This window comes from Acinetobacter sp. T_3_1 (genome assembly GCF_025377055.1).
GTDB lineage: Bacteria > Pseudomonadota > Gammaproteobacteria > Pseudomonadales > Moraxellaceae > Acinetobacter > Acinetobacter kookii.
Genome location: NZ_JACHVD010000007.1, coordinates 1 through 22423, shown reverse-complemented (window position 1 = coordinate 22423; position 22423 = coordinate 1). Strand labels below are relative to the sequence as shown.

The 22423-nt window shown below is 42.9% G+C and carries 25 protein-coding genes and 1 pseudogene; 19 read left to right on the top strand and 7 right to left on the bottom strand.

What is annotated here, in order from left to right; translation table 11 throughout:
• Positions 1–7: 7 nt before the first annotated feature.
• The 5 genes from H4I94_RS08730 (at position 8) to H4I94_RS08710 (ending at position 3904) form a co-directional block, all read left to right on the top strand.
• On the top strand, positions 8–571 hold the full coding sequence (locus tag H4I94_RS08730) for a TetR/AcrR family transcriptional regulator (protein ID WP_131274845.1): 564 nt from the start codon (positions 8–10) through the stop codon (positions 569–571).
• Between the two features lie 27 nt (positions 572–598).
• Positions 599–1792: an MFS transporter gene (locus H4I94_RS08725; RefSeq protein WP_261182827.1), complete on the top strand. Its 1194-nt coding sequence runs from the start codon at positions 599–601 to the stop codon at positions 1790–1792.
• 13 nt (positions 1793–1805) lie between these two features.
• The gene (locus H4I94_RS08720) at positions 1806–2699 is read left to right on the top strand and encodes a LysR substrate-binding domain-containing protein (RefSeq protein ID WP_261182826.1); all 894 of its coding nucleotides are present in this window, start codon (positions 1806–1808) and stop codon (positions 2697–2699) included.
• A gap of 145 nt (positions 2700–2844) precedes the next feature.
• Positions 2845–3459: a glutathione S-transferase family protein gene (locus H4I94_RS08715; RefSeq protein WP_261182886.1), complete on the top strand. Its 615-nt coding sequence runs from the start codon at positions 2845–2847 to the stop codon at positions 3457–3459.
• Between the two features lie 166 nt (positions 3460–3625).
• Positions 3626–3904: a hypothetical protein gene (locus tag H4I94_RS08710; protein WP_261182825.1), complete on the top strand. Its 279-nt coding sequence runs from the start codon at positions 3626–3628 to the stop codon at positions 3902–3904.
• A gap of 283 nt (positions 3905–4187) precedes the next feature.
• On the opposite strand, the gene H4I94_RS08705 is transcribed toward H4I94_RS08710, so the two are convergent.
• Positions 4188–5795: a bifunctional 3-(3-hydroxy-phenyl)propionate/3-hydroxycinnamic acid hydroxylase gene (locus tag H4I94_RS08705; RefSeq protein ID WP_261182824.1), complete on the bottom strand. Its 1608-nt coding sequence runs from the start codon at positions 5793–5795 to the stop codon at positions 4188–4190.
• Positions 5796–5945: 150 nt separating this feature from the next.
• Positions 5946–6197, bottom strand: coding sequence for a hypothetical protein (locus tag H4I94_RS08700; protein WP_261182823.1), 252 nt, complete (start codon positions 6195–6197; stop codon positions 5946–5948).
• 70 nt (positions 6198–6267) lie between these two features.
• On the opposite strand from H4I94_RS08700, the gene H4I94_RS08695 reads away from it, so the two are divergent.
• The 8 genes from H4I94_RS08695 (at position 6268) to pgaD (ending at position 14999) form a co-directional block, all read left to right on the top strand.
• Positions 6268–7278 (top strand): CobW family GTP-binding protein, encoded by a 1011-nt coding sequence (locus H4I94_RS08695; RefSeq protein ID WP_261182822.1) that lies wholly within the window; start codon positions 6268–6270, stop codon positions 7276–7278.
• Between the two features lie 62 nt (positions 7279–7340).
• Complete coding sequence (locus H4I94_RS08690) at positions 7341–7871, top strand: YaeQ family protein (RefSeq protein ID WP_261182821.1); 531 nt, start codon at positions 7341–7343, stop codon at positions 7869–7871.
• 89 nt (positions 7872–7960) lie between these two features.
• The gene (locus tag H4I94_RS08685) at positions 7961–8584 is read left to right on the top strand and encodes an MgtC/SapB family protein (protein ID WP_261182820.1); all 624 of its coding nucleotides are present in this window, start codon (positions 7961–7963) and stop codon (positions 8582–8584) included.
• Positions 8585–8682: 98 nt separating this feature from the next.
• Positions 8683–9021 (top strand): FKBP-type peptidyl-prolyl cis-trans isomerase, encoded by a 339-nt coding sequence (locus tag H4I94_RS08680; protein WP_092818761.1) that lies wholly within the window; start codon positions 8683–8685, stop codon positions 9019–9021.
• A 127-nt stretch (positions 9022–9148) separates the two neighbouring features.
• A complete protein-coding gene (locus H4I94_RS08675) occupies positions 9149–11023 on the top strand; it encodes a diguanylate cyclase domain-containing protein (RefSeq protein WP_409976766.1) in 1875 nt (624 codons plus the stop codon).
• Positions 11024–11297: 274 nt separating this feature from the next.
• Positions 11298–13292 carry a poly-beta-1,6-N-acetyl-D-glucosamine N-deacetylase PgaB gene (gene pgaB, locus H4I94_RS08670; RefSeq protein ID WP_261182819.1) on the top strand — a complete coding sequence of 665 codons (1995 nt, stop codon included), beginning with the start codon at positions 11298–11300 and terminating at the stop codon, positions 13290–13292.
• 11 nt (positions 13293–13303) lie between these two features.
• Positions 13304–14596 (top strand): poly-beta-1,6-N-acetyl-D-glucosamine synthase, encoded by a 1293-nt coding sequence (gene pgaC, locus H4I94_RS08665; protein WP_261182818.1) that lies wholly within the window; start codon positions 13304–13306, stop codon positions 14594–14596.
• Positions 14586–14999, top strand: coding sequence for a poly-beta-1,6-N-acetyl-D-glucosamine biosynthesis protein PgaD (gene pgaD / locus H4I94_RS08660; protein WP_261182817.1), 414 nt, complete (start codon positions 14586–14588; stop codon positions 14997–14999). The genes pgaC and pgaD overlap by 11 nt, the downstream gene beginning before the upstream one ends.
• Positions 15000–15080: 81 nt before the next feature.
• On the opposite strand, the gene H4I94_RS08655 is transcribed toward pgaD, so the two are convergent.
• Positions 15081–16031 (bottom strand): DMT family transporter, encoded by a 951-nt coding sequence (locus H4I94_RS08655; protein WP_261182815.1) that lies wholly within the window; start codon positions 16029–16031, stop codon positions 15081–15083.
• Between the two features lie 75 nt (positions 16032–16106).
• A complete protein-coding gene (locus tag H4I94_RS08650) occupies positions 16107–16247 on the bottom strand; it encodes a hypothetical protein (RefSeq protein WP_171259626.1) in 141 nt (46 codons plus the stop codon).
• Positions 16248–16364: 117 nt separating this feature from the next.
• Between H4I94_RS08650 and H4I94_RS08645 the strand changes: the two genes are divergently transcribed.
• The gene (locus tag H4I94_RS08645; RefSeq protein ID WP_261182814.1) at positions 16365–16847 is read left to right on the top strand and encodes a hypothetical protein; all 483 of its coding nucleotides are present in this window, start codon (positions 16365–16367) and stop codon (positions 16845–16847) included.
• Between the two features lie 217 nt (positions 16848–17064).
• On the opposite strand, the gene H4I94_RS08640 is transcribed toward H4I94_RS08645, so the two are convergent.
• Positions 17065–17850, bottom strand: coding sequence for a crotonase/enoyl-CoA hydratase family protein (locus H4I94_RS08640; protein WP_261182813.1), 786 nt, complete (start codon positions 17848–17850; stop codon positions 17065–17067).
• A gap of 219 nt (positions 17851–18069) precedes the next feature.
• On the opposite strand from H4I94_RS08640, the gene pnuC reads away from it, so the two are divergent.
• From pnuC to H4I94_RS08625, 3 genes are all read left to right on the top strand, one after another.
• The gene (pnuC, locus tag H4I94_RS08635; protein WP_261182812.1) at positions 18070–18654 is read left to right on the top strand and encodes a nicotinamide riboside transporter PnuC; all 585 of its coding nucleotides are present in this window, start codon (positions 18070–18072) and stop codon (positions 18652–18654) included.
• 17 nt (positions 18655–18671) lie between these two features.
• Positions 18672–18947 carry a hypothetical protein gene (locus H4I94_RS08630; RefSeq protein WP_261182811.1) on the top strand — a complete coding sequence of 92 codons (276 nt, stop codon included), beginning with the start codon at positions 18672–18674 and terminating at the stop codon, positions 18945–18947.
• A gap of 137 nt (positions 18948–19084) precedes the next feature.
• Positions 19085–19582: a DUF2505 domain-containing protein gene (locus tag H4I94_RS08625; RefSeq protein WP_261182810.1), complete on the top strand. Its 498-nt coding sequence runs from the start codon at positions 19085–19087 to the stop codon at positions 19580–19582.
• Positions 19583–19804: 222 nt separating this feature from the next.
• On the opposite strand, the gene H4I94_RS08620 is transcribed toward H4I94_RS08625, so the two are convergent.
• Positions 19805–20008: an amino acid transport protein gene (locus H4I94_RS08620; protein WP_092818751.1), complete on the bottom strand. Its 204-nt coding sequence runs from the start codon at positions 20006–20008 to the stop codon at positions 19805–19807.
• Positions 20009–20226: 218 nt separating this feature from the next.
• Here H4I94_RS08620 and def point away from each other — a divergent pair, with 218 nt between their 5' ends.
• Together def and H4I94_RS08610 are read left to right on the top strand one after the other, a co-directional pair.
• Complete coding sequence (gene def / locus H4I94_RS08615; protein ID WP_261182809.1) at positions 20227–20706, top strand: peptide deformylase; 480 nt, start codon at positions 20227–20229, stop codon at positions 20704–20706.
• A gap of 256 nt (positions 20707–20962) precedes the next feature.
• Entirely contained in the window at positions 20963–22000 is a 1038-nt protein-coding gene (locus tag H4I94_RS08610; RefSeq protein WP_261182808.1) for a GGDEF domain-containing protein, read from the top strand.
• Positions 22001–22276: 276 nt separating this feature from the next.
• On the opposite strand, the pseudogene H4I94_RS08605 reads toward H4I94_RS08610, so the two are convergent.
• Positions 22277–22423, bottom strand: a pseudogene (locus H4I94_RS08605) (transposase); the annotation flags it as partial.

Sequence of the window (22423 nt, the reverse complement as noted above, 5' to 3'; positions counted from 1 at the left end):
GTGGCGAATGACTGAGCTAGAAAAAACTTCGCGTCGTAAGCAATGTATTTTGAATGCGGTGACTGCTGCATTGGAACAAGATGATTACAGTCGTTTAACCGTAGAAGACATTGCCGCACGAGCCGGGGTAGGCAAGTCGACCATTTATCGCTGGTGGAAGCATAAATCTGATCTGGTCTTTGATGCCTTTAAGGAGCATACCGCTTCGGTGTTTGATCTGGACTTCGAGCAGAGTCTGGAATTCAATCTGAACCAGCAGCTTTTAAAATTGTCCCTCGCGCTAAATCATCCTTTGGGACGGGCCTTGCTGGTGGTCATGGCCGAGCATCGTGAAGCAGCCGGTGAGTTTTTTAGGCTGTATTTATTACCGCGTCGTGAGCAGACACGCAAGCTGATTCAACTCGCCATAGAGCGTAATGAAATTATTGCAAATTACCCGTTTGAACTGATGCTGGATACGCTGTATGGGCCGATTCATTATCAGATTATTTTCTTTAACTGCATGCCGGATGAAACTTACATACATAATCTTGTAAGTCTGGTGATGCAGCCTGTTCTGGTTCGAAAGTAGCAATAAGCTACCGCTAAGTTGGTCATTATGTCTGCGACAAACCCTGGGCGTTTATGGAATCGCTCGTTTATCCTGTGTCTATGCAATAACCTGTTTTTATTTACCTATTATTATGCCTTATTGACCATTCTGCCAATTTACATCATGAAGGATTTAGGCGGGACGGTGAAGGAAGCAGGCTTGGCACTGACCTTGTTTCTGGTATCTTCGATTGCAGTTCGGCCATTTTCCGGACTGATTGTGGAAAAATTAGGTAAAAAAATCGCCTTTCGCGGTTCAGAATTGCTGTTTGTTGTTTTTGCCTTGAGTTATCTGTTTGCCGACAGCATGTGGGCCTTATTGCTGATTCGTTTTATTCACGGCATCTGGTTTAGTGTATTGACCACGGTAACCGTGCCCATAGCGAATGATTTTATTCCAGATCACCGTAAGGGTGAGGGCATGGGGTATTTCGTCATGTCGACCAATCTTGCTGTGGTATTTGGGCCTTTAATTGCGTTAACTGTACTGCAATTTACTGATTTTAAAATGCTATTTTCGCTGTTAACTGCGGTGATCGGTTTGGGTTTTATCTTTTGTTTAATGATTCCGGTACAACAGCAAGACAAGGTTGCTTTCACGGCTGAGACTAAAGAAAAAACGCGTCTGGGCTGGCATGACATTATTGAAACACGTGCCATACCCATTGGCTTTGTTGCCTTGCTGACCGCATTTGCTTATTCCAGCATTATGAGTTTCATTACCGCATATAGTGAATCTAAAGATCTGCTGGCATATACCAGCCTGTTTTTTATTGTCTTTGCCATTTCCATGATTGTGGTGCGGCCGTGGGTGGGCAAAATTTATGACCGTAAAGGTGCCAGTGCAGTCATTTATCCTTCATTTATTTTCTTTGCCATCGGCCTGGTCGTGGTCAGCTTTATCTCCAATCAATGGCTGCTCTGGTTATCTGCTATATTTATTGGCATTGGTTATGGCTCACTCTTTCCATGTTTTCAAACTATTGCCATCCAGTCTGTCGCCAAACAGCGTATGGGGCATGCCATTTCCACTTTCTTCACCCTGTTCGATTTGGGCATGGCCATCGGTTCAGTCATTTTAGGATTGATGATTGCCTATTATGGTTATCAACTGAGTTATTTATTTTGTGCTGTAATTACTGTGCTGACTTTATTTGTTTATAAATACACAGTTTCGGCATCACTGAAGCAACCTAAATAAAGAGGTCCGGCACGTGGAATTACGTCATTTACGTTATTTTGTTGCAGTTGCACAAGAACTGAATTTTACCAAGGCCGCACAGCGCATGTGTACGGTGCAGCCTTCTTTAAGCCAGCAAATTAAAGACCTGGAACAAGAAGTCGGGGTGCAATTACTGGTTCGATCGAACCGTAAAGTTGAACTGACAGAAGAAGGCAAAGCATTTTTAAAAGAGGCCGTGTTAAGCCTGGAACATGCTGAAAAAGCGATTCAGGATGCGCGGAAAATTGCCAATCTGAGCAAAGATCAGCTGAATATTGGCTTTGTGCCGGTAGCGGAAATGAAAATTTTTCCCTACATCATGCCGAACATCCGGGCGCATTTCCCCGACATTAAAATTAACTTTCATAGCCTGACCGATGCCGATCAGTTTAAAGCCTTAAAAAAAGGTGACATTGATATTGCCTTTACCCGTTATATCGATGCATCGGATGAACTGGAGCACGTACAGATTTTTAGTGAACCGCTGGCTTTAATCGTGCCGAAAGATTCACCGATTGCCGAACAGCGTCATGTTAGTATCAAGAGTTTTAATCATCAGGACTTTGTGATTAGCGATGAAGGTGCCTCACCGCAGTTGCATAAAATTATTACCGATTTCTTTAAACAATCTAAACTGGATGTTAACGTCGTCCAGCATTCGACCAACATTCTGTTAAATGTCAATCTGGTCGGCATGGGCGTGGGCTGGAGTCTGGTACCGGCTTATGTGATCCCGCTCTTGGGTGATAAAATTATTGTCAAAAATACCATTGAACCTTTACCGATGATTGACCTGTATGCCAGTTATCCTAAAGGACAAAAAAATGAGCTGATTGAACTGATTTTAAAAATCTTGAAAGAGCAGTTTTATATGGGTTTCTTTTAAAAATAAATGTTTGATGTCACACGGTGCTTTTAAAGCGATGAAAAGCATCGTTACCGGATGAATGTGTCACATAATCAACATCACGAGGTGATGAAACCGTTTTATACTCAAAAACTAAAATAACAATAGGGAACGAATTAAAATGATGAAGCTGTATAACAATGCCCAGTCGCGTGGCATGACGCTGCTACCTTTATTGAAAGAGCTGGGCATAGAAGACCAGATTGAACAGATCGAGGTGCCCTATGAAAACATGCATCAGGCTGAATATACGAGTATTAACCCCATGGGGAAAGTACCCTGTCTGGTTGATCAGGGCGTGGTGATTTCCGAAGTCGCAGCCATATTTACTTATCTGGCGGACAAATATATGGAAAAGGGATTGGCTCCGGCACTGGATGATCCCAAGCGTGGTGCCTATCTAAAATGGATGTTCTTTGCTCATGGACCTTTGACTGAATATATGGATTTAAAAGGGCTTAATGTGCCCGATGAGCAAATTGAGCAAAGAAAACGGAGCCTGACTTTTGGTCATGAAGAGAGCGTATTTGCATTTCTCAAAAATGGCATGAAACAGGCAAATCCGTATTTGCTGGGCGAGAAAATTTCAGCAGCAGATTTATTCCTGGGTTACTGGATGGTCTTTGCCATCTCCTTCAAAATATTGCCCTATCTGGATGAGTTTAAACCCTTTATTCAGCTTCTGGCCCAACGTGATTCCATGAAAGATGTGCCGTGGTTTCAGAAAATAAATACTTAATATTATTTTGTTCTTTCATTTATGCAAAATAAAAAAACTATTTGAACACCTCTTCTCATCTCACCAGATCTGGGAGAAAAGGAGATTGTGATCCTGTAAATAATGTTCGAGTTATCGTAAATTCCAAAACAGGTTGAGTCGTAATAACTATGATAGGAAATTTGTAATGGAAGAAAATATAAAGCTTATTGAGTCCTTATACAAAAGGATTTCAGTAATTCTTTTAAATGAATGGGATCCTATTGGTGTGCAAGATTTTCCAGAAGCATTTGATGAATATGATAGCTATGTTATGCCATTATATAAAATTCTGATAGACAAAAAACCATTACAAGATATATTCGAGCATTTAGTTTGGGCTGAGTCAGAGCATATGGGTTTAAGCACTGTTGATAGGCAGCATACTCATCTTGTTGCCCAAAAATTGAAAGACCTTAGCGGTTAAATTGAGTCTGTGACTAATTTTGTCTAGTTCCGCCGTTCTAGTCTGAAAAACCAAACTGGTTAATTTTAGTTATTAGAAACCTAACCAATTATTCATTCGTGGGTAATTGGTTTTTTATTCTTTCAAGAAAAGGATGAATGGGTGTCCAGTTATATACGCTCTGAGTGTCCATTTGGATAAGAAGATGCAATTTATATCGGTAAAGAATTTAGATAAAAAAGACCACGCTTTCGCGTGGTCAGACCTCTGAATATGATTCAGTGAATGTATTGTTATATAGGCATTATTTTACATGCAGCTTTTTAAAGAACTGCTGGCTTACGTGATCCAGGGTTTGTGGAATCGCAAGCGCTGCCACAAAACGGTCAGGGCGTAGAATCACCACCGATTCCGAGGTTTTGCCAAACCAGCTGCGAATATCGGTTCCGATATCGCCAATGGTAATCACGCCGTCAAACTGCTTGCGCTTTTCATTGCCAAACTGAACTTCGGGAATCACCTGAATAAATTTGACGCCTAATTTCTTCCAGACTTGCATGGTGGCATCCGAGATGCCCCATTGAGGATCGACGCCCCAGGCAATAATGGCGAAATCGTTGCCAATCACGTCATCCAGTAAAATGGTTTCACCCGACTCAAGTTTCACTTGCGGCTGAATAAACATCTTGCCGACTGGTGATTCCTTTTTGCCGTCTGCAAGCAATGCACCATCATGATATTTCGGCATCGGTTTAAAACGCATTTCAAGCAAATACTGTTTAATCGGCTTGATATAATTCAATGCGTAGGCAATACCGTCACGCACGAAACCTTGCCATTTTTTCGGTGGCGCAAGCACGTGACCTGCCATCACAGAAAGGTCAATCATGGCTTTGGCATGGTCTTTACGTTCAATCTGGTAAGAATCCAGCAGGTCTGGAGTCGCTTTGCCCTGAATCACCAATGCCATTTTCCAGGCCAGGTTAAAGGCATCACGCATACCGCTGTTATAACCCTGACCTTGCCATACCGGCATAATGTGCGCAGCATCACCGGCAAGCAAAATGCGGTCAACACGGAACTTATCGGCAATACGAGCATTGTGGGTATAGACACGCTGGCGGATCACTTCGATATTTTCGGCATTCGGCAATACTTTAGACAGCAATTTGGCGATGTTTTCCGGTTTGCTCAGTTCTTCCTGAGTTTCACCCGGCATCACCATAAATTCGAAACGACGGATACCGTGAGGCAGGGCAGCTGAAACGTACGGACGAACCGGGTCACAGCACAGGTAAATATGTGGTGTTGCCAACGGATCATTTTCAATATCAATCACAATCCATTGGTTGGGTGCGGTTTTACCGTCAAAGCCAATATTCAATGTACGGCGTACAATCGAGTTACCACCATCACAGGCAATTAAATACTGTGCCTGAACAGTTTCTTGTTCACCGGCTTTGTTCTGGATGTTCAGGGTAACACCTTTGGCATCCTGCTTGAATTCCACCAGGTGACGAGAGAACAGTATCTGGGTCTTATCGTACTGGCTTAAGCCTTGTAGTAAAACATTGTCGACTTGCGGCTGAATAAACGCATTACGGCGTGAGAAACCAAATTCGCGGGTCAGCGGTTGAATGTCTGCAAAGCAGCGACCTTTAGGCGTCAAGAAACGCATGGCATGATTAGGTGTAGTATGAGGTAATACCTGATTCACTAGGCCAAGTGACTGAATGGTACGTAATGCTTCATCATCAATACCAATCGCACGCGGGTAATCGATCAAGCTGTCCAGTTGCTCGATGATAGTGACCTTTACGCCTTGCTTGCTTAAATAGTTAGCAATTGTTAAGCCTACAGGGCCGGCACCTAAAATCGCCACTTCGGTCGAATAATTTAATTTATCGCTCATGTGCAAACATCCAATACTTCGCATATGGGACTATTAACGGTGAAGTAGAGCTGTCAAACAAGCTATGCCATAGTAGATATATTGAATGATAACAAAACAACTGAAAATATATTAATTATTTAAATTATTGAAAATAAATGATTATATTGATTATTTACTATATGTTTTTAGCGGTTGATGATCATTTTTTTCTATCATTGATGGATATTGGCTAAAAGAGATAAAAGCTGAATTATTAACATCATACCGCTTTTTGATTTCATCCTGCTTTGCATGCAACAGCATGGAGTGAATGATTTGCAGGGCATTTTTAAAAACGTCAAAAAATAAAAGTTGAATGATGAGGGATTCAAAATAAACTGGATGCTTTACTATGCAATACGGAAAAACGAAAGTGAGCATCATCATGATCATAATGGATGAGTTGTGCTCACTGATCAACTGATGATATCTATCTGAAAGCGAGTTAATTTTGAAACTGATTTCTCCTACTCAAGCGGTACCTACGCATATTATTTCCGGTTTTTTAGGGGCAGGAAAAACCACTTTGCTTCAACATTTGCTCAGCCAGAAGCCGGAAAATGAGGTCTGGGCGGTGTTGATGAACGAGTTTGGGCAAATTGGGGTTGATCAGCAGATGTTGCCGCAAACCCAAGGTTATGAAGTGAAAGAGCTGTTGGGTGGGTGTCTGTGCTGTAGTAGCCAGTTGCCGATGCAGATTGCCTTGTCACGATTATTGTCAGAAAGCAAACCGGACCGGTTGTTTATTGAACCTACCGGGCTGGGACATCCTGCGCAATTGCTGGAACAGCTGACTGAACCTCACTGGCAGCCCAGTATTGCCATGCGGGCGCTGGTGACCGTGGTGGATGGCTCACGCTTGCATGATTTAGACTGGACCAAGCAGAATTTATATGCCGACCAGTTAAAAGCTGCACGAATCATTGTGGTGTCCCATGCGGATACTATGGACTTTGCCGATGATCAGGCTTTAGAGGCACTCCAAAGTGAATATCAGGCCTATCAGCAAACCTGGCTGATGAGTGGGCAGGAACACATTTCACTTCAGCAAATTGACCTGCCTTATGTGGGAAGCCAACGTAAAATTCAGCCTTTACTGAAAATCCAAAAAACATTTTCAGCTGGACAGTCTCTATCAGAAATTAAACAGTTGCCTTATCACTATGTTGAAACGGCACAAGGCTATAGTGTCGCGGGGTGGAAATTGCCCAAGCGCTGGCAATTCGATTTTTATGCCTTGCTGGATCTGCTCTGTGAACAGCAAGGGTGGCTGCGGATTAAAGGGATTTTCAATACCGACCAGGGCTGGAAAAGCTTCAATTTTAACCCCGAGCAGTTTAACTATCAGTCTGTCGAAGAAAGCATTGATAACCGTATTGAAATTATTGTGCAGCAGCCGCGTGACTGGCAGGTATTTGAACAGCAACTCTTTCAATGCCAGATCAATCCGGATCAGGATTAAAAACATTTCAGCAAAATACGTCCAAATCTTATATGCTAAGCGCCAAATTTGAGGACTCTTTTATGGCGCTGAAAGCAACAATTTATAAGGCAGATTTGAATATTGCCAATATGGATGATCATCAATACGGTGATTATCAGCTCACCATGGCTTTACATCCCTCTGAAACCATTGAACGTTTGATGGTACGTATTTTGGCTTATGCCCGTTTTGCCGACGAAAGCCTGGAATTTACCAAAGATCTGTTTGAAACCGATGAACCGGCATTGTGGCAAAAAGACCTGACCGGTCAGCTGATTAAATGGATTGAAGTGGGCAGTCCGGATGAAGACAAGGTGAAAAAGGCCAGTGCGCGTTGCAAGCAGGTGGCTGTGGTCAGTTATGGATCAGCTGTGGATGAATGGTACAAGCGCAACAGTAAATTAAAAACCTTAAGCAATGTAGAAGTGTGGAAACTTTCTACCGCAACCACCGAGGCATTGCCACAATTGTGCGAGCGCACCATGCAATTGCAGTTAAACGTGATGGATGGTGAATGGACCCTGATTGGCGAACATGCCCAGGTTGTCGTGGAATGGGAACAGTTACAATAAGGACAACTAAGGATGCAAGTCTAGGCTTGTATCCTCACTAAAAAATTGCGTATACCTGAAAACAATAAAAATGAATAAAGGGAAAATATATGCATCCGGATCTGTATCGTTTGCTGATTGCCCTGGGCATTGGAGCAATTATTGGCGCAGAGCGTGAATATCGCAGCAAATCGGCCGGCCTTCGAACCATGATTATGGTCAGTCTGAGTTCCTGCCTGTTTACCATTATGTCTTTAAAGATTGGGGTAGATAGCCATGACCGGATTGCAGCCAATATTCTGACCGGGCTGGGCTTTGTCGGAGCGGGGGTGATTTTTAAAGATGAAAACCGTATTTCCGGAATCACCACCGCCACGACCATCTGGATGACGGCTGCCTTGGGCATGGCAGCAGGCGCAGGCTATGAAATGTTAAGCCTGTTTGCGACTTTCATTGTTTTAATCGTGCTGATTTTTTTGATCTATGTCCAGGAGAAGATAGAAGCCCTGAGCCAGGCTCGCACCTACCGGATTATATGTCCTTACCAGCGCAAGATTTTAGATCAATATGAAGCACTATTTAAGACCTATAACATGAAGGTGGTACGCAGTGTGCAACATAAAACCGAACACCGTATGAGTGGACGCTGGATTTTAATTGGCTCGGCTGAAAATCATAAAAAATTGACTGCTTATTTACTGAATGATTCAAATATCCAGGAGCTCGGCTTTTAAATACAGATCAAGACAGAGACCCTTAAATTCTAAAGCATGCAGCTAAATCCGGTTATACTAGGCATTGAAAAATTGCTGTTCAGTTTAGGTAGATGATCATGATAAATGAATTAGAAATTATTGATTTAAAAGTAGGCGAAGGTAAAGAGGCGGTGAAAGGTGCGCTGATTACCACCCATTACACAGGTTGGCTGGAAGATGGCACCAAGTTTGATTCTTCAATTGACCGTGGCAACTACTTTGAAACCGTGATTGGTACTGGTCGCGTGATTAAAGGCTGGGATCAGGGCATCATGGGCATGAAAGTCGGCGGTAAACGTAAATTACTGGTGCCTGCACATCTGGCGTATGGTGAACGCAAAATGGGCAAGATCATTCCGGCCAACTCAAACCTTATTTTTGAAATTGAACTATTTGACGTAAAAACACGTGATTAAGTACGCCTTGATTATCGGTTAAAAAATATTCTGCGAGAGACAAGGATGAATCTTGCAGATAGGTGAAAAATAGTTTGAATTTTATTTTTTTACCGCTACATTAAGAAATAGCTAAGCGTATTTAAGGATGATTCGCTTTTTGTATAAAATTCAGAAATTAATTCATTTTTTAAAACTTTTTCTAGCAATATGTCTATGCATAGGTCTGGGGCAGAAGCAGGTCTGGGCACTTTATGAAGCCGCGCCTGAATCTTATTATTTACATCAAAAATTCTTGAATGATGTTCAGTTTACTGAAGATAGCTCTACGCCTTTTAAGGGGACATGGCAGTATTATCCTGAGCAATTCATCACGCAACCCAGTTCAGTTTTAAAATCGACTAGCGTAACTTTGCCAGCCTCTTTTAAAGACATCACGGGAACCAATCAAACCTACGGTACATTTGTTGGTCATTTTAAAATACCCAAGCAATTTGTTGGGCGCCGTATTGCGATTTTTATTCCGAATCAATATGGTGCTTACCGACTGTATTTAAATGGTGATTTTCTCCTTCGAATGGGTAAAGTGGGAAAAGATGAACGCAGTCATCAAACAGAAAATTCCCCTAAAATTGCTTTTTTTGTGGTAGAAAAAGAATATTTTACAATTGCTATCCAGGCGTCCAATTTTAATCATCTGCATGGCGGGCTGGAGAATCCAATGCGGATCGGCTTAGGCAGCACCATTAGCCGCCAGTTCCAGCAGTTGATGATGAGTATTGGTTTGGTCTGCGGTGCCGTACTGGGTGTGGGTATATTTACCCTCATGTTTTCCGTATTTCAAAAGGCGATTGGTCGCAGTACTATCCGCGTATTTGTGTTCGGTATTTTTATCTTATTCTTGGCCTTGCATAATTTATTTTCAGCACCTTATGCCTATACCACCTTTACCAATATTAGCTGGTTATGGGGAGTGCGCCTAGAATATCTCTTTACATATTTGGCAGTTGCCTTTTTTATCAGTTATATGTTTTTACTCAACCGGCGCTATTTACACCCGGTTGTTTATGGTCTATCAATGCTCATATTGAGCATTGATATGCTCGTGACCTTGTTTACCATACCTGAATTTTTTCAGCGCTTTGCTTTTTATAGTTCCATCATTAGTCCGATTGTGATTCTAAATTTTGCTCACGGTTTTTATCTCACCCTGAAATCGAAAGAGCAATATTCCAGCATCAATGTATGGGCCGTGATTTTATTATGCGTGACATTTTTACATGATTTTTTATTATCACTGAACCTGATCGAGTCCTTTAACTTAACTTTTATTTCAACCAGTTTTTACGCCTTGCTGATTATGTTCCAGCAGGCAAAAAATTATGCGAGGCATAATCATTATATCGAGCAACTGAATAATAATTTAATTGAACTGAATAATTCTCTAGATGAGAAAGTACAACAACGGACCTTGCAATTGCATGAGTTAAATAAACAGTTAGAACGGCAAATTCAAATTGATGCATTAACCGGCGCATTTAACCGCCGTGCATTAAATGCCGAGATACAGCGCTTATTTAGCCTGACCAAGAATCAAACCAATGCCAGCCTGGCATTTGCCATGTTAGATGTGGATTATTTTAAAAATTATAATGATTACTATGGACACTTGAAGGGTGACGTTATTTTGCAGAATTTGGTCAAAGTCATTCAGCATGCGTTGCCACCTTCCGCTTATGTGGCTCGTTATGGTGGGGAAGAGTTTGCCATTGTACTGCATAATGTGCCAAGTGAAGTGGTTTTAAACGTGTTGCAGCAGGTTTTGAATGCCGTTAGACAATGTCGGTTTGAACATTTGAACCGGCCGGATCAGAAGCAGTATGTGACTTTAAGTATGGGGGTTGCCTGGATGGATCGAAATCATCCCTATGCCGACATTCATGAACTGATGAAAGCTGCCGATGTCCAGCTTTATGCGGCCAAGGGTGCCGGACGCGATCAATGTCAGCCCTCTACGACTTAACTTAATTTTTGTGGATATTTAGCCTTTTTTTAGCTCTTTTGAACAACATAGAAAGCAGGCATGTCACTTAAAGCATGACTATCTTGTTGCCCGATTCTATATTTCTAAATACTTAATTTTCAAAAAACTAATATTTTTTAAGCTTCATTTCAGCTTGATTGGATAAAAAGACAGATTCAAAGTTCTGAATGCCGTAAATCATGAAAAGGGTCGTTTTCTATTGATCAGTGATGCTACGTATTCAGAGCATAAAATGATTTTTGAGCACCATTCAATGAAGACTCGCTTGCTGTCCACCTTGCTTTCTGCTTCTCTTTCCGCCGTTTTATGTCAGATGCCTCATTTAGCCTGGAGTAAAACACTGCCTGCGAACAATCCCACCCTCACGGTGATTGGCTACCATGAAATTACCGATAGACAATCGGCACTGATTCCTGACTATTCGGTAACGACCCAGCAGTTTCAGCAACATATCAGCTGGCTTAAAAATAATGGCTTTCATTTTATTAATGTCGATCAGCTGATTAAAGCGCACGAAGGCAAATACCGCTTGCCGAGCAAACCGGTTTTATTAACCGTGGATGATGGTTATGCGTCGTTTTATAAAAATGCCTATCCGGTGACCAAGGCCAATAAAATTCCAGTGGTGCTGGCGGTCGTGGGTTCATGGCTAGAGCCTAAAGCAGGGCAAAGCGTTGACTTTTCAGGCGAGAAAATTCAGCGCAGTCAAATGTTGTCCTGGGCCGAGCTGAAAGAAATGCAGGACAGCGGTCTGGTCGAAATTGCCAGTCATAGCTATAACCTGCATCGCGGCATCTTGGGCAATCCGCAGGGCAATATGGAACCGGCGGCAGTCACCCGCCTGTATGATCCAAAAACTGCAAGCTATGAAACGGATCGTCATTATCAGCAACGGATCAGGGATGATTTAAAGCAGAATAACCAGTTATTGAGCGCACATGGTTTGAAATCACCTCGGGTGATGGTTTGGCCCTATGGTCACTATAATATGCAAACCGTGAAAATTGCCAAACAGTTAGGTATGCCAGTGGCCATTAGTCTGGATGACGGTGCAGATTCGGCTAAAGATTCATTGGGGCAGCTCAACCGTATTCTGATTGAAGGCAATATGACTACGGCCGATTTGGCTCAGGAAATCCAGAATCGCCAGCAACATTTAGGCGACAATAACCGTCCGCAAAAAATCATGCATATCGATCTGGATTACATTTACGACAAAGATCCGATTCAGCAGGAACGCAATCTGGATCATCTGCTTGACCGGATCGTGGCAATGAAAGTCAATACCGTGTATCTGCAAGCCTTTTCCGATCCGGATGCCAATGGTTCTGCGGATATGGTGTATTTCCCGAACCGTTATTTGCCGATGCGTGCCGACCTGTTTAACCGTGCTGCCTGGCAAATTCAAACCCGGACTCAAGTGGGGCGGGTGTATGCCTGGATGCCGTTACTGGCCTGGGAACTCCCTAAAAATAATCCAGTATCCAAAGATGTGGTGCTGACCCAGCAAGCCAATGATTCAGAACATCTGAATATGGGCTATCACCGTCTCAGTCCTTTTTCTGCCGATGCGCGTAAAACCATTGCCGGTATTTATCAGGACCTGGCCAAGTCAGTGCCATTTAACGGCATTTTATTCCATGACGACACCACCTTGTCTGACTATGAAGATGCCAGCCCTGAGGCTTTAAAAGCTTATGCTTCTATCGGTCTGCCTACAGATCTGGCGAAAATTCGCAATAATGATGCCGACCTGGAAAAGTGGACGGCTTTTAAAACCAGATACATCGATGACTTTGCCATGCAACTGGCACAGGAAGTCCGTCAGTATCATCCCTTCTTGCTGACTGCACGCAACTTGTATGCACAGGTTGCCCTGAAACCCTATGCAGAAAACTGGTATTCACAGTCCCTGGAACAGTCGATTAACCGTTATGACTTCACTGCGATCATGGCGATGCCGTATATGGAGCAAGCCACAGATCAGGATGCTTTTTACCGGGACATTGTCAATCGCGTGAAGCAATATCCGAATGGCATGAAGAAAACCGTGTTTGAATTGCAGTCGGTGAACTGGCGAACCAATCAACGCGTCCCTTCCGATGAAATGGCCAGAACCATTGAGTCTTTATATACCCAGGGGGTGATGCATGAAGCGTATTATCCAGATGATCCGATTCAGGACTATCCAGATACAGGCGTGTTACGCAAAGCCTTTGATATGAAATCCAGCAAACTTATTCCTTAAAGGAATTCCATATGTCAACGCTGCAGCATTTTTGGCATTCTGCATTGCACTTTGTTTTTTATTATCCATTGTTTATGTCGTATTTATGGATGATCGGTGCACTGATTTTCTATTGGAAAGAGCGACAGGATCCGCCGTATCAACAGCCTGAAGCTTTACCTGAATATCCCAAGGTGGCAGTGCTGGTGCCTTGTTTTAACGAGGGGGATAATGCGGAAGAAACACTCAGCCATGCGCTGGCACTGGATTATCCAAACTTTGAAGTCATTGCGATCAATGATGGCAGTTCCGATAACACCGCAGCCGTGTTAAACCGTCTGGCAGACCGGTATGAAAAATTGCGTGTAGTGCATTTGGCACAGAATCAGGGCAAAGCCATGGCACTGCAGGCGGGCAGCTTGCTCACCGATGCTGAATATCTTCTGGGCATTGATGGTGATGCCTTGCTTGATCCGCATGCAGCGACCTGGATGTTACGGCATTTTCTGCAGGATGAAACCGTGGCTGCGGTCACCGGTAATCCGCGAATTCGTACCCGTTCGACTTTGATTGGACGTATTCAGGTGGGAGAATTTTCCTCCATTGTTGGCATGATTAAACGGGCACAACGCAGCTTTGGTCGGCTGTTTACCGTCTCTGGCGTGATTACCGCCTTTCGTAAAACTGCCGTGCATGAAGTCGGCTACTGGTCACCTGACATGTTGACTGAAGATATCGACATTACCTGGAAGCTGCAACGAGCGGGCTGGAATATTCACTTTGAACCGAATGCCCTGGTCTGGATTTTAATGCCGGAAACCTTTAAGGGCTTGTGGAAACAGCGCTTGCGCTGGGCCATGGGCGGGGCACAGGTGCTGCTTAAAAATATAGATGTGCTGTTTCAACCGAAACTGAATTTTTTATGGCCGCTGCTGTGTGAACTGGTTCTAACCTTGGTGTGGTCTTATTTAATGCTGTTTATGGCCATGCTCTGGTTAGTGCATTTTGTTATTCCGCTGGGTATATCGGGTATCAGTTCACCATTTTTACCTTATGGCACCGGCATGCTGTTGGGGGTGACTTGCCTGCTGCAGTTTGCAATCAGCAAATGGATGGACAGCCGTTATGAACCCTCGCTGGGCAAAAATTACTTCTGGATGATCTGGTATCCCTTTGTGTTCTGGCTGATCACCCTGACGGCCAGTATTGTGGCCTTCCCTAAAGTATTGTTGCGCGGCGACGGCCAGCGCGCACGCTGGGTCAGTCCAGACCGGGGTATACGCCATGCAACCTCCAATAATGAGCAAGTGATCCATGAAAAATAATCCTTTAATTATTGATTTACGTCATTGCTTGCCGTGGCATAAGCGTTATGCATCGCATACCTCTACCGCCATGATGTGGGCGGTGTGGCTGTTGCTATGGCGACCGTTATTGATTGTGCTGGGAATTGTCAGCCTGCAAAAGCAGCACCTGTTTCATCAGCTTTTTTCGGCTTTTGGCTTGGGTATTGAACATGGGGTGAGTGCATTATTGGCCTGTGCTGTGGCCTTGTGGTTATGGTCGAATTTTGTACCTTCAAAAACAGTGCAGACAAGCTCTGCCAAAAATATTTCCGATTATGGGCAGCATTTTGGTTTGGCTGTTGAAGCAATCGAACAGGGACGTCAGCAAAAGGTCAGTGTGGTGCATCATGACGAGCACGGCAAAATTATTCATATCGAATAAAAGATTTTTTTATCTGTATCCAGAATCAAGCAAATCCCGGGTCGGCATCTGGCCCGGGATTTTCTGTTTTATTTTTATCGGCTATTTGCCCGGCACGCGCAAAGCATAGCAGGCTAAACCCGTACACAGTAACAGCAGCCCCCAGATAAAATGCGAACTGAGCATTTCATGATTGAGCCATCTGCCCCACAGCGTGGCCAGTACTGGAGTCATGATGGTAATCAGCATCAGGGTAGTGGGATTGACCTTATTCAGCAGCTGATAATAAAAAACCATCGCCAGCACAGATGAAAAAACCGCACTATAAATCAGGGCTATATGGGCTTGTAATGAAGGCAGCTGGTCAGGCATTTCTGACCAGAAAAAGGGCAGCAAGCTACAATAACCCAGCCATGACATGATGGTGGCACCGGTCATCTGACTGATCGGATGGATAGGTGCAGCAACCGCGCGCACAGCAAATGCAGAAAGTACATACAAAAGCATGGCTACAATTTCCAACCCCATGCCAAATCTATCCAATAACAGGTTTGGCGCGTTTAAGCCCAGTGCGAAATATAGTCCCAGCATGCCCAATAGCAAGCCCAGCCATTGATAGGCACTCAGCTTTTCACTGCGAAAAATATAAATCGCCACCAAACCAGAAACGAAGGGAGCGCTGCCATAGATGATTGAAATTACCGTGGAAGGCACCCTGGACGCGCCCATATAGCAGAAGGCCATGGAGGCAAACAGGCCGAGTGCACCCGCGGCATAACTGAGCAAGGTTTGCGGGTGCAAGGGGACTTTGACCTTGAAGTAGGCCTGACAGGCCAAGGCAATAGGAATGGCCAGGCTAAACCGGATAAATAAACCCCACGCCCAATGAATTTCATGTACGGTCCAGGCGGCTGCAAGCGGTGTCAGTGACCAGATCAGCACAACAGTAGCAAATTGACCGGCTGTAGCGAAGCGTGAGGTTCGGCTAAAAGGAGCTACAACCGGCTCGGACAGTGGCGAGGGGAATCCATTTTTATTGATCGGATGATTCATTGGCTTTTTCCTTGTTTTTAGGCAATAAAAAAGGCCGCTGTTGAGGCGACCTTGGGGTATTTGGGGATTAGTGATTTATTCTAAATCATCATCAGGGTACAGATTCCAAGGCACCTCATGTAAAAATACTGCACGTCGTGAACTGGCCTTGTTGACCTGAAGGTCCAAAGCGAGGCAAGTGACAAGCGTATGTGGAGCAGATGAGAGAGGGAACATGAGCAAAATTCCTTGGCATTCTTTTTTATACCATAAAATTTTAAAAATCGTATAATTTTTATTCAAATTGTTTATATAATATAAAAATAATAATTATTTATTCATGAGAGTGACGCTATGGTGAAAATACTCTTGGGGTTATGTCTTTTCATTGGACTGATTGTCCTTTGGAAAATATTTTTTAAAATTCAGATTAATCAACAAGCTCAGCAATTCAGAATTAAGCAACTCGCTGATTTAATCAAATTTGAAGCGACCTCCGCACAGCCCCTGTCCAAAACCGAAGCCAGGGTCGATGAAGTAGAAGAATATGAACAACAGCTGTTTGATGATGTCTGCCAGATGTTTTTTGAACGTCATCTGACCGAACGTAATTTAAGTCAGGCCATTGTGCTGCAAGAAGGTATCTTAAGAAAATTGCCTGCCAAAGCCCAAACCCGGATTCATAAGCTGGACTTGGGTGAATGGTCGATTTACTGGACCTTTTATGACCAGTCCTTAGAATATTATGTTGGACGTTATGGGGTGTTTTATACCCATATTGACCGTTTCGGTTGTGAGCATAAATGTGAATTCAAGGAACAGCATAGTCGTGCCTGATTGAAGCGGCTGTCCTTGAATTGAGTATGCCCGAGTGAAAACTCAAGTACGTTATATGCTTTTTATACTGCTGCTGATATCGCTGAAAAGGCAGCTGAACTGAGACTAAAATCGCTGCTTTATAACTTCATAACTTCTGCTTGTGGTGTAGCAGTAGCATGGCAAACTCGTGTTGTTATTGCATTTAGACTGTTAGCGGTTGAATTATCGACTTGAATTATCGACCTTTAAATTCAGGCGCGCGACGTTGCAGCATCGCCATGACACCTTCTTGTACATCCTGGGTTTTAAGCAATGCAGCCAGATGCTGAGGTAAATGGGCAAATGCAGTTTCTGCTCCCTGTTCAGCAGCTTCTTTGGCAGAAGCCAGGGTTGCCTGAACTGCCAGCGGAGCAGCCCGGGCAATATGTTCCGCCAGTTCAATGGCACGTTGCAGTGGCGGTTCAGGGGTAATTTCAGTAATCAAGTTTAAATCCAGTGCTGTTACTGCATCAAAACTATCGCCGGTCAGTAAATAGCGCATGGCTTTGGACCAGCCTGCGGCCTGTACAAAACGAACAGTTGCACCGCCAAAGGGTAAAATGCCACGCTGCACTTCCATTTGCGCGAACTGGCAATTGTCCTGCGCAATAGTCATATCGGCATTCAGCATCAGCTCTATGCCTGCGGTATAACAAATCCCTTGTACGGCAACAATCACCGGTTTTTTTCGTGCTCTTGAACTGGTGCCCCAGGGGTTAATTTGCGCATGATCAAAATCAAATATGCCTGTTTGCAGTTTGGGTTGTAATTCAACCAAATCCAGCCCGGCAGTAAAATGGTCACCGTGGGCAAAAATGACCGCACAACGCAACTCCGGGTTATCTTCATATTCAGTCAAGGCCAGTGACAGGTCATGAATCATATGGCTATCAAAGGCATTTCTTTTGGCAGCCCGGTCCAGGCCAATCAGGAACAGAGCCCCGCGGATTTCCCGGCTGACTTTTCCTTGTTGTTGTGACATGCTTATTTTTCCAGATAGACTGTTTTCTAAGTTTTAAGTGTTTGTTAGACAACAGTCAAACCTGTGCAGCCTAATTTTAAATTCTGTTGCAATTGCACAATACAAAGCTAAAAGTACCGTGGGGATGGGCAAGCCTGTAGAAAAATAGGGATAATTTATCTTGCGTTCAAGGCCATTTTTTTCATAATAGCAACACCTTTTAGCTGGTTGATGATTGCCATGTCACCTTTAGAAATTGTTGCAGTTATTATTAGCCTGATTGGAGTGACACTCACCATCAAACGCAATATGTGGTGCTGGTGGTTTAACTTTGCTGCTTTTGTCTTGTATGCCTATCTTTTTTATCAATTTAAGCTCTATGGTGAAACTGTATTGCAGTTCTTTTTCATCGTGGTGAACTTTTACGGTTTCTATCACTGGCTGAAAGGCAAGCAGCAAGATCATGAAATTCGGATTGAGCCGATCGCCACAAAAACAGTGATTTTCCAGATGCTGCTGGCCGCAACTGGCGGTTTAATTTTCGGTTTAACGCTGAAGCATTTTACCGATGCTGCTGTGCCCATGCTGGATTCACAATTGGCTGCATTCAGTCTGTTGGCCACCTATTGGACCAGTCGTAAACATATTGCGACCTGGGTGCTGTGGATTTTTGTCGATATTGTTTATGTCGGCATGTTCATTTATAAAGACCTGTTCTTAACTGCCGGTTTGTATGCTGCTTTTGTGGGACTCGCTGCATTTGGCTGGTGGCAGTGGGAACAGGTGAAAAAGAAACAGGCCTTGACTCAGTTCAAAGGGGTTTAAGCACCAAGGAGAGAGGAATGCTGATCAACTTTGCTGAATACCAGCTGCACAAGTTTGATGAACTGGCGGGCCGAATTCAAGCCGAACCGGAAAAATATATCAATTTTGATTCTGTTTCTGACTTTTATAAGGTGGCCTGGTTGCAGGATTTTCCGCAAGGCACGAGCTGGACCGTGACAGGGTTGGATGATGGGGCCGAACAGTTTGATGTCATCATTGAATATCGGGGGCATTTTCTCCGTATTTCCTGTGGCGAGAAAACGATGGTTCACTCTGGCATCTATGCGGAATAGTGTGGTATAGATGGTCAATGACAGCCTATTAAAAATTAAATTAAATAAACAGCTATACAAAATAGGCTAGATCAGTGATGATCGAATGGTTTAAAATTATTCAAAATAACCACTAGAAAAATAAGGGATTATAAAAGATGGCACATCATTTTACTGTGAATTCTACAATTCAGGGTGTTTCACTTGATCAGTTCAAGCGACTTGTAGCAAATACGGCCTTGCATGAGGCAGTATGCAGACGTATACCCGGTGAAAAACTAGAAATTATTGAATCTAAAATGAGTGGGGATATTTACACTTTACGCCGTGCTTATAATCTGGATATCAATATTCCCGATATAGCAAAAAAATTCTTTAAAGATGCATTTCGAGTCAAGCGTACCGATATCACAGATTTGGCCGCTTTAACTTCAAGCATAAAATTGGGTGCAAATGTACCTCTAGAAGCAAACTGTGAACGTTTGGTCACGGGAGATGAGCAGCAAATTCACATTAGTCTGAATTGGCAGGTCAAGATAAAAATTCCTTTAATTTCAGGTATGCTGGAAAAACATGCTGAAACTGAAATTCGTAAATTCAGTCAGCTGGAAATCCAGATTGTTGAAGATGAATTAAAGAAAAATTTAGTAGCTTAATCCATAAAAAGCCCTTCAAATAAAGGGCTTTTTTGTACTTCATCTATAGTCAAATAACGCTATAAAATCATATTGCCTGTTCTCATACAGTCTGCCAGTTAACTTGTAACCATACGAATCAGACCTTTGTATGATGATAGCTGTCTTTATAAATTAAATGCATCGGGACGTTCAAAACCCAAGGCATTTTCATTTTATACATAAACCTGATCTGTCACTCAATTAAAGCCGAATAAAGTAAGGTGCAATAGAGAGCAAGATACCGATAGTGGTCAATAGGCCGGTACTTTCTATAAAATAAGGGAAAATCATCAGAACCAAGCCACAAATCCAGGGCACAAGGGCTTTTTGCTTTTTTCCATATAAAAAATAGCCTAAGCCTATAGAACTAAAAAGCACACCGAGCAGAAGTTGGGCAGTTGTCATATTTTTTATTGGTCAAGAAATTTAGTGAATGATATGCAAGTCAAATTAAAATGGTCTTAAAAGATATAGGGAACGAGTCTCGTGAAGCATATTCTAAAATGTGCAATGCAAGTCTAAAAAACTAAATATAGAGGATGCTTGCTTAGCGTTAAGATTTATACACATGGTTTAATAAAAAAAATTATGCCGAGTGTGATTGCCCAATGAGGAATGAATAGATGAGCAGTATTTTACCTGTAGCACAGCGTGGTGAACGCATTTTGACCGTAACAGCTGCAGAAGTGGCACAAGCTGAGCTGAATAGCCCATGGTTAAAGGAACTAGCGGCCGCCATGCATGCCACCATGCTGGAACGTAACGGGGTGGGAATTGCGGCACCTCAGGTTTATGTGTCAAAGCGGGTGATTATTGTGGCCTCCCGTCCAAACCTGCGTTATCCCGATGCACCTGAAATGGATGCATTGGTGATGGTCAATCCTGAAATTCTAGAAAAATCTGAACTGACGGTTTTGGGGGAAGAGGGCTGTTTAAGTGTGCCGGATGAACGGGGACAAGTCGCTCGTGCTCAAACCATTCAGCTGCGTTATTTTACTTTGGACGGGGTAGCGGTAGAAATGAGCTTGAGCGGTTTTCCTGCCCGAATTGTACAGCATGAAGTGGACCACCTAGATGGGATACTGTTTATCGAGAGGATATAAGAACGCATTGTTTAATTTTTATACTATGGATATAATATTAAAGTAATAATAAAACTTGTAAATTATAAAGATATTCATAAAAAACATGAACTTTTATAGAAAAATATCCAGGCTGATTTTTCATTATTGGGGCAGATTCAAATTTCATCTATTTGAATCCGATAATTTAATTATTAACTGGGCCAATTTTGACAAGGGAGTATTGCTCTGCTTTTTTGGAGCATTCTGCCAGGTCAGTGCGATTAAATGGTATCTGTTGAGTTACTATTCAGAAGACAATCGGGTCTGGATTAATCACGACTTTTTTTTCGTCCGATTTACTACGGTCGTTGTCACCTTAATCATTTTTATCGGCATGATTGTGCTCAGCCACAGATATAAACACAATGCAAAATTCCGTCAATTTATTGCTTATTTTTCACCGATTTTTTTTGGGACGGTGATGATTTATGCAGGCTATACCGTGGGAATGTATAGCCCTGCAACCATTGCCGGTTTCGTCAATATTGTGCTGATTGGCCTGGTATTTTATTCACGTAAAATAATCTATGGCATTGCCATGTTTGCTTCTATTTTTACCGTGATTATCAGCTATTTAACTTTTAATGGATTTATCCGTTATGCGCCTGTGTTCAGTGATAACCTGACGCATAGCGAGTTTTACCTTAATCCGTTCTGGATCAAAAGTATGGCTGAGGTCTATCTTCCCATCTTGCTCACTTCGATTTTGTTTTTTGAAATTTTGCTGTCGCAGTGGCGCCGGCGTGAAATGAAAATTAAAAAAATGAGCCAGACCGATGCGCTGACCAATGTCTTTAATCGTCGTTATATTGGTGAACAGCTGAGTACTTTGGAAAATAAGAAAAAAGTGACTTATGCCGTGGTGTTGCTGGATTTGGACTATTTTAAAAAAATTAATGATGATTATGGTCATGAAACCGGAGATGCGGTTTTGCAGCGTGTGGCGACAATATTATGTACCACAACAAGAATACAGGATGTGGTGGGGCGTTTTGGTGGTGAAGAGTTTATCTTGATTTTAAAAGATCAAAACTTGCAGCAAGCCATCGAGATTGCAGAACGCTGCCGAAAAATTATTGAACAGGAAGAATTTGAGCTGGAAACCGGGGAAATTCTAAAAACCAGTGCAAGTTTTGGGGTTGCACTTTCTGAAGCAAATACCAAAAAAGAACAGACCATTCGTATGGCTGACCGGGCCTTGTATTTGGCCAAACAGCAGGGACGTAATCAGGTACGGCATTATCTGGAGCTCAACTTAAAGCCCGCTGTTTAAGGTTTTTATTCTTTAATGGTGTCTGGATAATAGTCTGATGCACATTTCAATCACGATGTTTTCCGCACCGTTCATGGGTTTCTTCATTGGAACACCTATAGTTATTGATTTGGGAGATAAATTTATTGCTCTGTTATGAGTGGAAGTTTTGATGAATTCTGCAGGCTTAAAAGTGTAAAAAATGGACGATTTTGGATTGATGGGTTAGAAAAAAGGCGGTTTTGTATTTCACCTCTCCCTAGCCCTCTCCTAAAAGGCATAGGTATCTACACATCTTTAGGCACCTAATGCAATGGTTGCAATTTCATTCAGTTCATCTATTGAATATTCTGAGAGCAGTTGAAGGGTATTCAGTAAAATCGAAAGTCCTGCCAATATGGCAGGCGCACTTTCTATCTTGCCTCTTTTCTGCTGTCTGCCTGA